This is a genomic window from Polaromonas sp. (assembly GCF_030680935.1).
Taxonomy (GTDB): domain Bacteria; phylum Pseudomonadota; class Gammaproteobacteria; order Burkholderiales; family Burkholderiaceae_C; genus Polaromonas.
This window is the reverse complement of record NZ_JAUXUP010000034.1, coordinates 1-13770: the sequence shown is the minus strand read 5'-3', so window position 1 is coordinate 13770 and position 13770 is coordinate 1. Positions and strand designations below refer to the sequence as shown.

Here is a 13770-nt window from a genome sequence, read left to right as displayed (position 1 = left end):
GGCGTTGTCTCTGCCAGCCGGCGGCACGCCGCTTCGCCTGGTGCATCAGGGCGGGATTTGGGTTGGCGGCACGCGTCGGATCAGCACCACGATCAGCGTGATCACGGTAATCGGTATCACAAACCCAAGCATGGCGGTCGAAAACACTTCCAGCGCAGCGTGTTGCTGGCTGGCCAGGACCAGATAAACGACGTATGCCACGTAATAAAGAATAAAAACGGCGCCCTCCCAGCGCGCAATTTCTCGGCCGGTCAGGAACACGGGCAGGCATGCCAGCGCGACTGCAATCATGACCCAGAGATCAAAGTTAAGCAGTGCGGCAGGCACGGCCAGCCCGAGGTTGCCCGAGAGCAGGGCGGCCAGTCCGAGGCAACCCAGAATATTGAAGGTACAGCTTCCCACCACATTGCCAACGGCGATGTCACGCTGGCCCTTGACGGCCGCCATCAGGGAGGTCGCGACCTCGGGCATGGAGGTGCCTGCCGCAACGATGGTCAGTCCGATGACCAGATCACTGATGCCCAGGGCTTTGGCAAAAATAACGGATGCGCTTACCAGCCACTCTGCCCCCAGGACCAGCAGTCCCAGGCCGGCGACGATCAGCAGCAACTGGGCCGGAAGGCTGGCATCCCACCCGCCGGGTGGCGCCGGGAGGATTTCGCCCGCGTATTCGTCCTGCGCCGCCCGTGTCTCCTTGCGCGACTGGATGATCAGGAAAGCTGTATAGGAGATCAGCAGTGCAAACAGGATGGCACCATCTAAAAACCCCAGCTTGTTGTCCAGTGCAAACACCAGCAAGAGCAGACTGGCGCCGACCATGATGGGCACCTCCTGGCGAATCAGCTGGATGTTGACCACTAGCGGGGTGATCAACGCCGAAAGGCCAAGGATAAACAGCACGTTGAAGATGTTGCTGCCCACCACATTGCCCAGAGCCAGGTTGGTCTGGCCGTTGAGGACTGCGCCGGCGGACACCGCCATCTCCGGTGCGCTGGTTCCGAAAGCCACGATGGTCAGTCCCACGACCAAGGGTGAAATGCCAAAGGACAGCGCGAGTTTCGATGCGCCGCGTACCAGCAACTCTGCGCCAGCCACCAGGCCAATCAGGCCGCCTATAAACAACAGGATGGTCATTTACGACTTTCGTGGGGCGGGTTCAATGGGGGAAGGCCTTTCTGGCATGGTTAGTGTTTTCGCGCAGCGGTGCCCGACATCAGTTTATCGGTGTAAGCAATGGCCAATGCAGAGAGCAGGAAGGTGATGTGAATCACGGTTTGTGCGATCAGCACCCGATCTGTGTAATTGTCGGCATTGATAAAGGTTTTCAGCAGATGGATGGAACTGATGCCGATAATGGCCGTTGCCAGCTTGACCTTGAGTACCGAGGCGTTAACATGGCTTAACCATTCGGGCTGGTCGCGGTGGCCCTCCAGATTCATGCGGCTGACAAAGGTTTCATAACCGCCAACGATCACCATGATCAGCAGGTTGGAGATCATCACCACATCAATCAGTGCCAGTACGACCAGCATAATGACGGTTTCGTTAAGCGAAGTGATGGGCGCCGCGGTTTTGTAGCCTATGCTGGTCACCAGCGCCTGTAGTGCGGTCTGGCTCCCGAAGACGGCTTCTATCAGGTGCAGCAGCTCCACCAGAAAGTGGAACACATACACACCCTGCGCCGCGATCAGTCCGACATACAGCGGCAACTGTAGCCAACGGCTCGCAAAAATGAAGTTTGGAATCGGACGCAAGGGCGAGACTTTGGCTGGGGTGATTTTGGGTTCTGTCATGGGATGGGGTTTGTACGGGTTTGGTAAATTGTAGGGTGCCGTGCATAGCCCTGGTGTACGCAAGACCAAGCATGGGTCAATTCCGGAAGCGTTGAGGCAGTCAGTGCACTGTAAGTGCTGGACATGACAGTAGCACGCATTAGATACCACTGAGGAGACAAATCACCATGAGTACTTCCACATCGTCTGCCATCGAATCCACGCTGGTCGAAAACCGGGTATTTTTCCCGAACCCTGCGCTGGCCAAAAGCGCTCGTATCTCCGGCATGGATGCCTACCACGCGCTCTGCGCTGAAGCTGAAAAGGACTTCGAGGGCTTCTGGGCCAGGCTGGCACGCGAGAACCTGACCTGGAAAAAACCATTTACCCAGACGCTGGACGAGTCCAATGTTCCCTTCTACAAATGGTTTGCCGACGGTGAGCTCAACGCCTCGTACAACTGCCTGGACCGGCACCTCGGCACCGCCACCGAGAACAAAAAGGCCATTATTTTCGAGAGCGACGACGGCAAGGTGACCAACGTCACCTACAAAGAGCTGTACGGCAAGGTATGCCAGTTGGCCAATGGGCTCAAGGCCATGGGCATCAACAAGGGCGACCGCGTCATCATCTACATGCCGATGACGGTGGAGGGCGTAGTGGCCATGCAGGCCTGTGCGCGCATTGGCGCTACCCACTCCGTGGTGTTTGGCGGCTTCTCTGCCAAAAGCCTGCAGGAGCGCATCCAGGACGCAGGCGCAGTCGCCGTCATCACCGCCAACTTCCAGTTGCGGGGCGGCAAGGAGCTGCCGCTCAAGTCGATTGTGGATGAAGGCATCGCCATGGGCGGCTGCGAATCCATCAAGAACGTGATCGTTTACCAGCGCACGGCCACGGCCTGCAATATGGTCGCCGGGCGCGACAGCCTGATGCATGAGGTCACGGCGAAGCAGGCTGCCTCCTGTGAGCCTGAATTTGTGGGTGCCGAACATCCGCTGTTCATTCTCTACACCTCTGGCTCGACAGGCAAACCCAAGGGGGTGCAGCACAGTACGGGTGGTTATTTGCTTTGGGCCAAGTTGACGATGGACTGGACCTTCGACATCAAGCCCGACGATGTGTTCTGGTGCACCGCCGACATCGGCTGGATCACCGGACACACCTACGTGGCCTATGGTCCGCTGGCGGCGGGCGCGACCCAGGTCATCTTTGAAGGTATTCCGACCTACCCGAATGCCGGCCGTTTCTGGCAGATGATTGAAAAACACAAGGTCAGCATTTTTTACACCGCGCCTACGGCCATCCGCTCGCTGATCAAGGCTGCGGAGGGGGACGAAAAAATCCATCCGGCGCGTTCGGACCTCAGCAGCTTGCGCATTCTCGGTACGGTTGGCGAGCCCATCAACCCCGAGGCCTGGATGTGGTATTTCAAAAACGTGGGCGGTGAGCGTTGCCCGGTGATAGACACCTTCTGGCAAACCGAAACCGGTGGCCACATGATCACGCCTCTGCCCGGTGCCACGCCGCTGGTACCCGGCAGCTGTACGCTGCCATTGCCCGGCATCATGGCCGCGATCGTGGATGAGGTCGGTAACGATGTGCCCAATGGATCAGGCGGCATGCTGGTGGTCAAGCGGCCGTGGCCGTCGATGATCCGCACCATCTGGAACGACCCCGAGCGCTTCAAGAAGAGTTATTTCCCCGAGGAAATGGGCGGAAATATCTATCTGGCCGGTGACGGCGCTGTGCGCAGCAAGGGCGGCGCCGCCGACGGCGTGGACAGGGGATACTTCCGGATCACGGGCCGCATCGACGATGTGCTCAATGTCTCTGGCCACCGCATGGGCACGATGGAAATTGAATCGGCGCTGGTGTCGCACTCGGCGCTGGTGGCCGAGGCCGCCGTAGTGGGCCGCCCCGATGACTTGACCGGAGAGGCCATCGTGGCATTTGTGGTCCTCAAACGAGCCCGACCGACAGGCGACGAGGCCAAGGCCATCGCCAAGGAGTTGCGTGACTGGGTCGGCAAAGAGATCGGGCCGATTGCGAAACCCAAGGACATACGTTTTGGTGACAACCTGCCCAAAACCCGCAGCGGCAAAATCATGCGCCGCCTGTTGCGTGGCATCGCCAAGGGTGAGGCCATCACTCAAGATACGTCGACTCTGGAAAACCCCGCCATCCTCGATCAGCTGTCTGAAAACCTTTAAGTAAGCTTGCCCGTCAATCCCGGGCGACCATGAAAAAAGCCCGCTGCTTCAGCGGGCTTTTTTGCGCCGGAAAGGCTGATTTATTTCTGCGCCATCACCCAGGCGGCCAATTTTGTGGCCTCTTCAGCACTGACCTGCGCGTTGGCAGGCATGGGCACCGGTCCCCAGACGCCCGAGCCACCCTTCAGGATTTTTACGGACAACTTGTCCACAGCATCTTTTTGACCCGCGTATTTGGCCGCGACATCTTTGTAGGACGGGCCCACCAGCTTGGTCGCCACTGCATGGCAGGCCATGCAGTTTTTGGCGGTGGCCAGCTGCAGGTCGGCCAGAGCGGGCGTTGAAACTGCAACACCGGCAGCCAGGGTAGCGATAAGCAGAAGGAGACGTTTCATCTTTGACCTCGTGGATGATAAGAGATGGGGGGATTCGGTTACAGTGGTTTAACGTCATTGTAGTGGGCTCGGTTGACCGTGCTTTCAAAGGGTTACCACCGTATTTTCAGGAGTCCGTCATGTTTTTTCTATTGATCGGTGTGGTCGGCATCACGCTCAAATACCTCGAAATCGGGCCGATCGCAGCCTGGAGCTGGTGGGTGGTGCTGGCGCCTTTTGGGGCCGCCGTGTTGTGGTGGTGGTGGGCGGACGCCAGCGGCTACACCAAGAAAAAGGAAATGGAAAAAATGGACAAGCGCAAGCAGGAGCGCATTGACAAACAGCGTGATGCCATGGGTATGCTCAAGAAACGGAAATAGACAGAGCGCCGATGGGCGCACCGCGCAGGCTACCGGGGCCTTGCAGGCCGTGTTGAACGGCGGGCCGTCAGGGGTAGGCCATCTCCCACACTGGAAACTTCGCTTGGCCTATGTTGCCGGAGCCGTTGCCTGCTCACAATGAAACAAAGACAGACAGGTGATCGTGAATTTAGGGTGCTTGTTTGTCTACGGTTGGATCAGTTTCATCCTTGTTTCATCGGAGGAAAAAATGCAGGCACAGGTCATTAATTCCTTTGCGCGGCCCTCGGTGGCGTTGGCGGATTATGATTTTTTGCGGGCAACCTACGACGTGTTGTTGCGCGCCCCGGTGCCCAATCAGGCGGCCATAGACGCCGCCTTCGAAGCGCTGGACGCTGCGCATGCGCGGCTCAGGGCGGCACACATTCAGGCGCGGCAACCGGGCTTTCTGAACTGAAACTGGCTCGCCGCCCATCACCGACTTTTCTGGATACACCTTGGCACTCATTACCTATATCGTTGAGGACAATCAGACCATTCTCGAAAATCTGATTGAGACACTGGAGGAAATTGCCTCCGTGAAGGTGGTGGGCCATGCTGCCACCGAGTCAGAAGCCACATTGTGGCTGTCGTTGCACGACGGTCGCTGGCAGCTGGCTGTCGTCGACATGTTTTTGCAGGAGGGAAGTGGCCTGGGCGTGCTGGCCGGGTGCCGAGACCGTCAGGCCTACCAGAAGGTGGTGGTGCTGACCAACTACGCTACAGCCGATATTCGTCAGCGCAGCCTGGCACTGGGTGCCGACGCGGTATTCGACAAATCCAATGAGCTGGATGAATTTTTTGCGTACTGCATTGCCGAGACCGCCGTCGCCATCCCGGTCCATTGAGTGCGCTTCCGCCGAATGGCGCGGATTCCCCCATAAAAATGGTAGCCAGCCCTTGCGCAGGCTGCGCAAGCAGCTATAAAAAATATAGCAGGAGCGAAGGCTGGGGGCGGTTAGGGCATTTTTTTCCGAGCCTGCTGCCACAGCTCACTGCTGTAGCAGGACAGTCACCAGCAAAGACGAATCCGCAACTGCCTTCAAGCCGTGTGGCTCGTGTGCGGGCAGGGCCATCAGCTCGCCCGCGGCCAAGGCACTTGAGCGCCCGGGTGTACTTATCATCACATTTCCTTCGAGGCATTGAATGGTGATTTCGCCTGCGACATGATGCTCTGGCATGGTCTGACCTGTAAGCATCACCACGCGCATCAATTGCAGTTGTGAGGTCTTGAGCAGGCTGTGGCTTTTGACCTCATGCAGCTTTGCCGCCAGGGGCTTCAGGCTGATGACATCAAAAGGCTGGGCGTGGATCAGGGCCATGGGGCTCTCCTTGTGGCTTGTTGGCGTAATGGCGCAAGGTCATAACGGTGTAAGGTCACCGTAACCATCCTTGCCCGGCTTGTCCAGCGCAAGTTGAGGGCGATGGATAATGACCAGCCCTCAGTGTCCCGCCGTCTGCCAATGCCTTTGCAACTCGTTTTGCGGTTTCTACCAGTTCTGCGCCTGCCGGCGGGCTTGTGGCGGTTTGGCCTGCTGCTGGCCGTGCTCGTGTGCCTGGGTCTGCCGCTGGCGCAAGCCCAGGACGGAAAACTGGCCGTGGGCCAGGAGGCCAGCTATCCGCTGTCGCGCGACTTCATGGTGCTGGAGGATGCGACAGGGAAGTGGACGCTGGACGACGTGCTGGCGCCGCAGCAGCAGACCGCCTTCAAGCCCGTGGCGCAGGGCGGTGCAGCGACCAATTTCGGATTGACGACTTCCGCCTACTGGTTGCGCATTGCGCTACAGCCGCAGCGCGGTGCGCCGCGCCAGTGGCTGCTGGAGGTGGCTTACCCGGCGCTGGATCAACTGGCGCTGTTCACGGCCAATTCCCACGGAGGCTTTGACCGCCAGACGGGGGGAGACCTTCAGCCTTTTACCAGCCGCGTGATACCGCACCGCAATCATGTGCTGCCAATCACGCTGGTCCCCGGGCAGGAGACGGTTGTGTACTTGCGCGTGCAGTCGCAGGGCACCTTGTCCGCGCCGGTACGCATCTGGCAGCCACAAGCGCTGTGGTCGCACGATCAGGGCGAGTATTCACTGCTCAGCATGTATTTTGGCCTGCTGGCGGGCCTGCTTTTGTACAACCTGCTGCTGTACGGGTCGGTACGCGAGCGGGCTTACCTGATTTATGTGGCTTTTGTAGCCGGCATGGCGTTGTCGCTGGCCGCCCTGACCGGGATGGGTGCCCAATTTCTCTGGCCCCAGCAAGTCTGGTGGAACAGCGTTTCGCCCCCCGTGGGCATGTCGGTTGCCGCTGCGTTTGGCCTTCTATTCGCACGCAACTTTCTGGCCACGTCGATGCGCATGCCGCTTATGAACCGTGTCATTCTGGCACTGGTAGGGGGCTGGCTGCTGGCCTTGATGGCTGCGCTACTGCTGCCTTACACGGTGTCTTCCTGGATGGTCACCGTACTGGCGGTCCTCAGCGTCACCACGCTGGTGGTGGCGGGCGTGCTCAGCGTGCGGGCCAAACACCCCGGCGCGCGTTATTTTTTGTTGGCCTGGGCGGTGCTGTTGCTGGGCGTGGTTACGCTGGTGCTGCACAACACCGGCGTCCTGCCGTCGAATTTGCTGACAGCCAATGCGTTGCTGATTGGCTCCGCACTGGAGATGTTGTTGCTGTCGTTTGCGCTGGCCGACCGGATCAATGTGGAGCGAGCGGAAAAAGAGCGTGCGCAAGCTGCCAGCCAGGCCGACCATGCGATGGTCCAGGCGCTGAGCCAGTCACAGGAGCGTTACCGCACGGTACTGCAGGAGCGCGAAACCATACTTGAAAATTCCATCGTCGGAATCGCCTTTTTGACACCGGATGGGCGCTTTCGATGGGCCAATCAGGCCATGTTTGAAATCTTTGGCGCGGGTGACCAGACCTCGACATCGATGGAGCCGTTTTACCTGTCGCGTGAGGAGTACCTGCGCGTTGGCGGTGAGGTGGCCGCCTGTATCCGCGAAGGACGCGCCTACGAGACTGAAATCCAGATGCGCCAGTACGACGGCACACTCATCTGGACCTCGTTGTCAGGCAAGGCGGTCAGTCCGCGAGACATGACGCAGGGCACGGTCTGGGTGATGACGGACATCACGCGTCGCAAGCATCTGGAGGCCGAGCTGCTGCGCACCTCGTCGGAACGCGAAGCGATTCTCAACAGCGCACTGGTCGGCATTGTGCTGTCGGTAGCGCGCAAGCATGAATGGGTGAACGACAAGTTTGCCGAGATGGTGGGCTACCCGCGCGAGGAACTGATTGGCCATTCGTCCGAACGTTTGCACACCGACAGCCTCGCCTGGGAGTCCTTCGGGCGGATCGCGCGGCAGACCTTGCGCGCGTCCGGCACGTATGACGGGGAACTGCAGTTGCGGCGCCGCAGCGGCGAGCTTTTCTGGGTCCAGATGGGCGGCAACTGCCTGCGGTCCCACGATCCCGAGTCGGGCGTGATCTGGACCTTTCTGGACATCACCGAGCGCAAAAAATCAGAAGAAGACACGCGCGCGGCACTGGAACAGCAAAAGGAGCTGAACGCGTTGCGCAGCCGTTTCGTGGCCATGACCAGCCACGAGTTCCGAACGCCGCTGGCCACCATCCTGTCGTCCGGCGAGATCCTCAAGCATTACGGCGAGCGTTTGCCGGCACAGGAAAAGTCCGACACGCTGGACACGATTGCCGCGAGTGTGCAGCGCATGATGCGCATGCTGGACCGGGTGCTGCTGATTGGCAAGGGCGAGGCCCGGATGCTGGAGTTTGAGCCGCGCCCGCTGGACCTGCAGGCCCTGAGCCATCAATTGATCGAGGAGGCCCGCCTGCAACACCCGGGCAGCCGGTGTGAACTGCAGCTGGACCATGCGACCGGCGCCGCGCCCGGCCTGTACGACGAAAAACTGCTCAGGCACATCTTCAGCAATCTGCTGTCCAACGCTGTCAAATATTCACCGCAGGGTGGACGGGTGCTGTTCAGGGTGACGGAGGATTCGCAGGGCGTGGTGTTTGAGGTGTCAGACCAGGGCATTGGCATCCCGGAGGACGAACTCGGGCACCTGTTCGAGTCCTTCCACCGCGCCAGCAACGTGGGCAGCATTCCCGGGACCGGCCTGGGTCTGGCGATTGTCAAGAATGCGGTGGACATGCACGGCGGCACGCTCGCTGTCAGCAGCCAGGCGGGGGCGGGAAGCTGTTTCACGGTGCGCCTGCCGCGGTCACCCGCCACTGGGGGAAGTGTTTGAGCGCCGGGGCGCCGCTCACGCGCCGCGAGGTGCTGCAATGGGCCATGGCGGGCGGCGCAGGCATGGGCTTGCCGCGCGGTGCCTGGACCCGGCTGCGCAGCGACACCGAGCCGTTTGCCCTGGGCGTGGCCAGCGGTTCGCCGACCCATGGTTCGGTGGTGCTCTGGACACGGCTGCTCCTTCCTGCCGGGCAGGGGCCCGCCACGGTGCGCTGGGAGGTCGCTCATGACGACAAATTTTCACGCCTGGTGCAGACCGGGCAGACCCAGGCGCTGCCGGGACTGGCCCATTCGGTGCATGTGGAGGTGCAGGGGCTGGAGGCCGACCGCTGGTACTTCTACCGCTTTGTGGCCGGGGACGCCACCAGCCCCATGGGCCGTACACGCACCTTTCCGGCACCCGAAGCGGTGGTGGCGCGGCTGCGACTGGCGTATGCCTCGTGCCAGCGCTGGGAACACGGCTATTTCAGCGCATGGCGGCACATGCGTGATGAAAACCTAGACCTGGTGACGTTTCTGGGCGACTACATCTATGAGTACCCCAACGCATCCAACGCGGTTCGGGTGCCCTCTGGCGGCTGGGTGCTCACGCTGGATGACTACCGCCAGCGTTATGCGCTGCACAAGGGCGACGTGGACCTGCAGGCCATGCACGCCGCCTGTCCGTGGCTGGTGAGCTGGGACGACCACGAAGTGCAAAACGACTATGCGGGCAGCACCGAAGGCAACAGCGGGCAAGCGGTGGCGGATTTCGCCGCAAGGCGAGCCGCGGCCTACCAGGCCTTCTACGAGCACATGCCGGTCCCGGCCTCGGTGCTGACGCGGGCCATGGCCGGCCTGGCCGAAGGCGCCGAGATGCGCATCTACCGGCGCCTGCACTATGGGCGCCTGGCATCGCTGACCATGCTCGATGCGCGGCAGTACAAGGATGCGCAGGTCTGTACGCGCGACGGCAAAAAAGGATCGAGCACGCTCAATCCCGCCAGCTGTGCCTCCTGGAACGATCCGGCGCGCAGCATGCTGGGCCCGCAGCAGGAGCGCTGGCTGGAGACCGAACTCGCGCGGCCCGTGAGTCGCGACAGCCACTGGAACGTACTGGGCCAGCAATCGCTGTTCGGGCAGCGTGATTTCAAGGGGGGTCCGGGGCAAGTGCTGTGGAACGACGGCTGGGATGGTTATGCGGCGGCGCGCACGCGCCTGACCGGTGCGCTGCAAAAACATGGCGTGGCCAACCCGGTGCTGCTGGGCGGTGACGTGCATGAAAACTGGGTGGGTCATGTCAAGGCCGATTACGCGGATACGGCCAGCCCGGTTGTCGGGGTGGAGTTTTGTGGCACCAGCATCACCTCGCGCTCGGCCGGCAACGCCAGGATACCGGAGCTGCTGGCGGAGAACCCGCACTTCCTGTTCGCCGATTCGGAGCGACGGGGTTATGGTGTGGTCGAGTTCACGCCGAAGCAGTTGACGACCACGCTGCGGGTGGCCAGCGATGTCACGCAGCAGGACAGCGGCATTGAAACCCTGGCCAGGTTTTCAGTGCAGGCCGGTCGGCCGGTGATTGAAAAATCCTGAGGTGTCCGGGCCCCCAGGCGCAGGACGCTGTGTCAGGTGCTGATCGCGTTGGTAAAGGTCAGGCGATTGCCGAACGGATCCTTGATCGACATTTTCGTGCTGCCCCAGGTCATGTTCTCCAGCCCGGGCCGCGCCTACACCCCGGCAAGCAGCAGGATGTAGCCACGCGCGCCCCGGGAGGCGGCCCAGATGAAGGCAATGAAGCTTTGGGGCGGCAACACTGGCTCCGCGTCCGGGTAGGCGTGCAGCAGCTTTTCGAAACGCTTGAGCAGAAACATCGACTAGCGGACCACTTCCAGCAAGCGGTCCAGCCCACCTTCGTTGATGGCGACCATGGCCTGCGCGCGCACTGCCGGTTTGGCGTGGTAGGCCACCGACAGGCCGGCCACACCCATCATCGGCAGGTCGTTGGCGCCGTCGCCCATGGCGATCGCCTGGCCAGGCGTGATGCCCAGCATGCTGCAGGTTTCCAGCAGCATCTTTTTCTTCTCCTCGCCGTCGCAGATGTCGCCCCAGGGCTGGTCAACCATGCGGCCAGTGAGGAGGCCGGCCTCGACTTCCAGCACGTTGGAGCGGGTGTAGTCGATGCCCAGCTCGCGCCGGATGCGGTCGGTGAAAAAGGTGAAACCTCCACTGACCAGCAGCACCTTCATGCCGGCTTCCTTGCAGGCGTGCACCAGTTCGGCGGCGCCGGGATTGAGCTTGAGGCGCTCGTGGTAAACGCCATCCATGCTTTCGACGCTCACGCCTTTGAGCAGGGCCACGCGGCGGCGCAGGCTGTCCTTGTAGTCGGTGATTTCGCCGCGCATGGCGGCTTCGGTGATGGCGGCAACTTCGGCTTTGCGCCCGGCGGCGTCGGCAATTTCATCGACGCATTCGATATTGATCAGCGTCGAGTCCATGTCGAAGGCGATCAGCTTGAAGTCGCTGAGTTTGAGGTCGGGCGTGGCGATGTTGGCGACGAGGCCAGGGAAAATTTCGGTGGGTGTCATGGATCTTTGATTGCTATCGTTTCAGTAGCTGCTTGCGCACGTTCAGTATGGGCTGGAGGCCATTTTCCTGCATATTCCGGGGCGCCGGTGTGGCTACATCCTAAGTCAATATTTCCACAGCCCTGGGCTGCCCAAGGCTGCGCAGCACATCCCGCACCATCTGCGCCCGGTCTTTCGGCTCTTTCAGCTCACGCTCAATGCGCAGCTTGTCGTTGCCGGCCAGCTTGATGTGTTTGTTTTTCTGGATCAGATGCATGATGGCCATCGACTCGATGGGTGGGTCCTTTTTGAACGTGATGTGGATCACGCCCGGCGCGGCGTCGACCTTGACCACGCCGTAAGGCTTGGCGATCACGCGCAGGCGGTGCACGTCGATCAGGGTTTGCGCCTGCGCCGGCAGTTTGCCGAAACGATCGACGATTTCTTCGAGCAGGGCATCGATCTGGTCGGTGGTCTTCGCGGTGGCCAGTTTTTTGTAGAAGGACAGACGCAAGTGCACATCGCCGCAGTAGTCGCTGGGCAGCAGGGCGGGGGCGTGCAGGTTGATCTCTGTGCTGACGTTCAGCGGCGCCAGCAGGTCCGGTTCGCGCCCGGCTTTCAGAGAGGCCACGGCCTCGTTGAGCATCTCGTTGTAGAGCTGAAAGCCGATTTCCATCATGTTGCCGCTCTGGTTTTCACCGAGCACTTCGCCGGTGCCGCGGATTTCGAGGTCGTGCATGGCCAGGTAAAAGCCCGAGCCGAGTTCTTCCATCTGCTGGATCGCTTCCAGCCGCTGGCTGGCCTGTTTGGTCAGGCCTTCGATGTCGGGCACCATCAGGTAGGCATAAGCCTGGTGGTGGCTGCGGCCGACGCGGCCGCGCAACTGGTGCAACTGCGCCAGGCCGAACTTGTCGGCGCGGCTCATGACGATGGTGTTGGCCGTGGGCACGTCAATGCCGGTTTCGATGATGGTGGAACACAGCAGCAGGTTGTAGCGCTGGGCAATAAAGTCTTTCATGACTTTTTCAAGCTCGCGCTCGGGCATCTGGCCGTGCGCCACGGCAATACGTGCTTCCGGCAACAGGGCTTCGAGTTTTTCGCGGCGGTTCTGGATGGTCTCGACCTCGTTGTGCAGAAAGTAGACCTGACCACCGCGCTTGAGTTCACGCAGCACGGCTTCGCGGATCACCCCATTGCTTTCACTGCGCAAGAAGGTTTTGATTGCCAGTCGGCGTTGCGGCGCGGTCGCAATCACACTCAGATCGCGCAGGCCTTCGAGCGCCATGCCCAGCGTACGCGGAATCGGCGTGGCGGTCAGGGTCAGCACATCAACCTCGGCGCGCATGGCTTTCATCGCCTCTTTGTGGCGCACGCCAAAGCGGTGTTCCTCGTCGATGATGAGCAGGCCCAGGCGCTGGAATTTCACGTCCTGGCTCAACAGCTTGTGGGTGCCCACGACGATGTCGATGCTGCCGTCGGCGATGCCCTTGATGGCGGCCGTGATTTCCTTGCCGGAGCGGAAGCGGCTCATCTCGGCGACCTTGACCGGCCACTTGGCAAAACGGTCGACCAGGGTCTGGTAGTGCTGCTCGGCCAGCAGCGTCGTGGGCGCCAGCAAGGCGACCTGCTTGCCGCCGGTGATGGCGATGAAGGCAGCGCGCAGGGCGACCTCGGTCTTGCCGAAGCCGTCGTCGCCGCAGACCAGCCGGTCCATGGGGCGCGGGCTGATCATGTCCTGGATCACCGCGTGGATGGCGGCGCGCTGGTCGGCGGTCTCCTCAAAGCCGAAGTCGTTGGCAAACACCTCGTAGTCGTCGGGTGAGTAGCGGAAGGCATGGCCCTCGCGGGCGGCGCGGCGCGCGTAGATGTTGAGCAGCTCGGCGGCCGAGTCACGCACCTGCTCGGCGGCCTTGCGTTTGGCTTTTTCCCACTGACCACTGCCCAGGCGGTGCAGCGGCGCCTCGTCGGCACTGACACCGGTGTAGCGGCTGATTTGCTGCAACTGGCTGACCGGCACGTACAGCGTGGCCTCATCGGCGTATTGCAGATGCAGGAATTCGGTGGTGCCCTGGCCCAGGTCCATGTTGATCAGACCCTTGTAGCGGCCTATGCCGTGGGCGCTGTGGACCACCGGGTCGCCGACATTGAGCTCGGACAAATCCTTGATCAGCGCCTCGACGTCGCTGACCTGTTCCTGCTTGCGGTTGCGCCG

At 61.2% G+C, this 13770-nt stretch carries 14 protein-coding genes; 6 read left to right on the top strand and 8 right to left on the bottom strand.

Annotated elements, in window-relative coordinates; all coding sequences use genetic code 11:
• Positions 1-45 precede the first annotated feature (45 nt).
• Together Q8L50_RS09220 and Q8L50_RS09215 are read right to left on the bottom strand one after the other, a co-directional pair.
• Complete coding sequence (locus Q8L50_RS09220) at positions 46-1134, bottom strand: calcium/sodium antiporter (RefSeq protein ID WP_305348377.1); 1089 nt, start codon at positions 1132-1134, stop codon at positions 46-48.
• Between the two features lie 50 nt (positions 1135-1184).
• Positions 1185-1793: a YqhA family protein gene (locus Q8L50_RS09215; RefSeq protein WP_305348376.1), complete on the bottom strand. Its 609-nt coding sequence runs from the start codon at positions 1791-1793 to the stop codon at positions 1185-1187.
• A gap of 167 nt (positions 1794-1960) precedes the next feature.
• Between Q8L50_RS09215 and acs the strand changes: the two genes are divergently transcribed.
• Positions 1961-3982 carry an acetate--CoA ligase gene (gene acs, locus Q8L50_RS09210; protein ID WP_305348375.1) on the top strand — a complete coding sequence of 674 codons (2022 nt, stop codon included), beginning with the start codon at positions 1961-1963 and terminating at the stop codon, positions 3980-3982.
• Positions 3983-4062: 80 nt separating this feature from the next.
• On the opposite strand, the gene Q8L50_RS09205 is transcribed toward acs, so the two are convergent.
• The gene (locus Q8L50_RS09205; RefSeq protein WP_305348374.1) at positions 4063-4377 is read right to left on the bottom strand and encodes a c-type cytochrome; all 315 of its coding nucleotides are present in this window, start codon (positions 4375-4377) and stop codon (positions 4063-4065) included.
• 119 nt (positions 4378-4496) lie between these two features.
• Here Q8L50_RS09205 and Q8L50_RS09200 point away from each other — a divergent pair, with 119 nt between their 5' ends.
• The 3 genes from Q8L50_RS09200 to Q8L50_RS09190 all read left to right on the top strand — a co-directional run bounded on the left by Q8L50_RS09200 (position 4497) and on the right by Q8L50_RS09190 (position 5602).
• A complete protein-coding gene (locus Q8L50_RS09200) occupies positions 4497-4736 on the top strand; it encodes a TIGR04438 family Trp-rich protein (RefSeq protein WP_305348373.1) in 240 nt (79 codons plus the stop codon).
• A gap of 229 nt (positions 4737-4965) precedes the next feature.
• A complete protein-coding gene (locus Q8L50_RS09195; RefSeq protein ID WP_305348372.1) occupies positions 4966-5172 on the top strand; it encodes a hypothetical protein in 207 nt (68 codons plus the stop codon).
• 40 nt (positions 5173-5212) lie between these two features.
• Positions 5213-5602, top strand: coding sequence for a response regulator (locus tag Q8L50_RS09190; RefSeq protein ID WP_305348371.1), 390 nt, complete (start codon positions 5213-5215; stop codon positions 5600-5602).
• 144 nt (positions 5603-5746) lie between these two features.
• Here Q8L50_RS09190 and Q8L50_RS09185 read toward each other — a convergent pair whose 3' ends face one another.
• Positions 5747-6076 carry a cupin domain-containing protein gene (locus tag Q8L50_RS09185; protein WP_305348370.1) on the bottom strand — a complete coding sequence of 110 codons (330 nt, stop codon included), beginning with the start codon at positions 6074-6076 and terminating at the stop codon, positions 5747-5749.
• 141 nt (positions 6077-6217) lie between these two features.
• Between Q8L50_RS09185 and Q8L50_RS09180 the strand changes: the two genes are divergently transcribed.
• Both Q8L50_RS09180 and Q8L50_RS09175 read left to right on the top strand, forming a co-directional pair.
• On the top strand, positions 6218-9016 hold the full coding sequence (locus Q8L50_RS09180; RefSeq protein ID WP_305348369.1) for a 7TM diverse intracellular signaling domain-containing protein: 2799 nt from the start codon (positions 6218-6220) through the stop codon (positions 9014-9016).
• A gap of 44 nt (positions 9017-9060) precedes the next feature.
• A complete protein-coding gene (locus Q8L50_RS09175; protein ID WP_370869773.1) occupies positions 9061-10587 on the top strand; it encodes an alkaline phosphatase in 1527 nt (508 codons plus the stop codon).
• Positions 10588-10619: 32 nt separating this feature from the next.
• Here Q8L50_RS09175 and Q8L50_RS18935 read toward each other — a convergent pair whose 3' ends face one another.
• The 4 genes from Q8L50_RS18935 to mfd form a co-directional block, all read right to left on the bottom strand.
• Positions 10620-10709: a hypothetical protein gene (locus Q8L50_RS18935; protein ID WP_370869772.1), complete on the bottom strand. Its 90-nt coding sequence runs from the start codon at positions 10707-10709 to the stop codon at positions 10620-10622.
• Between the two features lie 12 nt (positions 10710-10721).
• Complete coding sequence (locus Q8L50_RS09170) at positions 10722-10865, bottom strand: hypothetical protein (RefSeq protein WP_305348367.1); 144 nt, start codon at positions 10863-10865, stop codon at positions 10722-10724.
• Positions 10866-10868: 3 nt separating this feature from the next.
• Positions 10869-11579, bottom strand: coding sequence for a phosphoserine phosphatase SerB (serB, locus tag Q8L50_RS09165; protein WP_305348366.1), 711 nt, complete (start codon positions 11577-11579; stop codon positions 10869-10871).
• Between the two features lie 100 nt (positions 11580-11679).
• Positions 11680-13770: transcription-repair coupling factor (gene mfd, locus Q8L50_RS09160; protein ID WP_305348365.1), on the bottom strand; the 2091-nt coding region annotated here is incomplete at its 5' end.

Excerpts from the sequence above, each read along its gene's own strand:
- Q8L50_RS09195 (WP_305348372.1), top strand. The coding sequence starts at position 4,966 with ATGCAGGCACAGGTCATTAATTCCTTTGCGCGGCCCTCGGTGGCGTTG.
- Q8L50_RS09220 (WP_305348377.1), bottom strand. The coding sequence starts at position 1,134 with ATGACCATCCTGTTGTTTATAGGCGGCCTGATTGGCCTGGTGGCTGGC.
- Q8L50_RS09200 (WP_305348373.1), top strand. The coding sequence starts at position 4,497 with ATGTTTTTTCTATTGATCGGTGTGGTCGGCATCACGCTCAAATACCTC.
- serB (WP_305348366.1), bottom strand. The coding sequence starts at position 11,579 with ATGACACCCACCGAAATTTTCCCTGGCCTCGTCGCCAACATCGCCACG.
- Q8L50_RS09175 (WP_370869773.1), top strand. The coding sequence starts at position 9,061 with ATGGCGGGCGGCGCAGGCATGGGCTTGCCGCGCGGTGCCTGGACCCGG.
- Q8L50_RS09205 (WP_305348374.1), bottom strand. The coding sequence starts at position 4,377 with ATGAAACGTCTCCTTCTGCTTATCGCTACCCTGGCTGCCGGTGTTGCA.
- Q8L50_RS09180 (WP_305348369.1), top strand. The coding sequence starts at position 6,218 with ATGCCTTTGCAACTCGTTTTGCGGTTTCTACCAGTTCTGCGCCTGCCG.
- Q8L50_RS09185 (WP_305348370.1), bottom strand. The coding sequence starts at position 6,076 with ATGGCCCTGATCCACGCCCAGCCTTTTGATGTCATCAGCCTGAAGCCC.
- acs (WP_305348375.1), top strand. The coding sequence starts at position 1,961 with ATGAGTACTTCCACATCGTCTGCCATCGAATCCACGCTGGTCGAAAAC.
- Q8L50_RS09215 (WP_305348376.1), bottom strand. The coding sequence starts at position 1,793 with ATGACAGAACCCAAAATCACCCCAGCCAAAGTCTCGCCCTTGCGTCCG.
- Q8L50_RS09170 (WP_305348367.1), bottom strand. The coding sequence starts at position 10,865 with ATGTTTCTGCTCAAGCGTTTCGAAAAGCTGCTGCACGCCTACCCGGAC.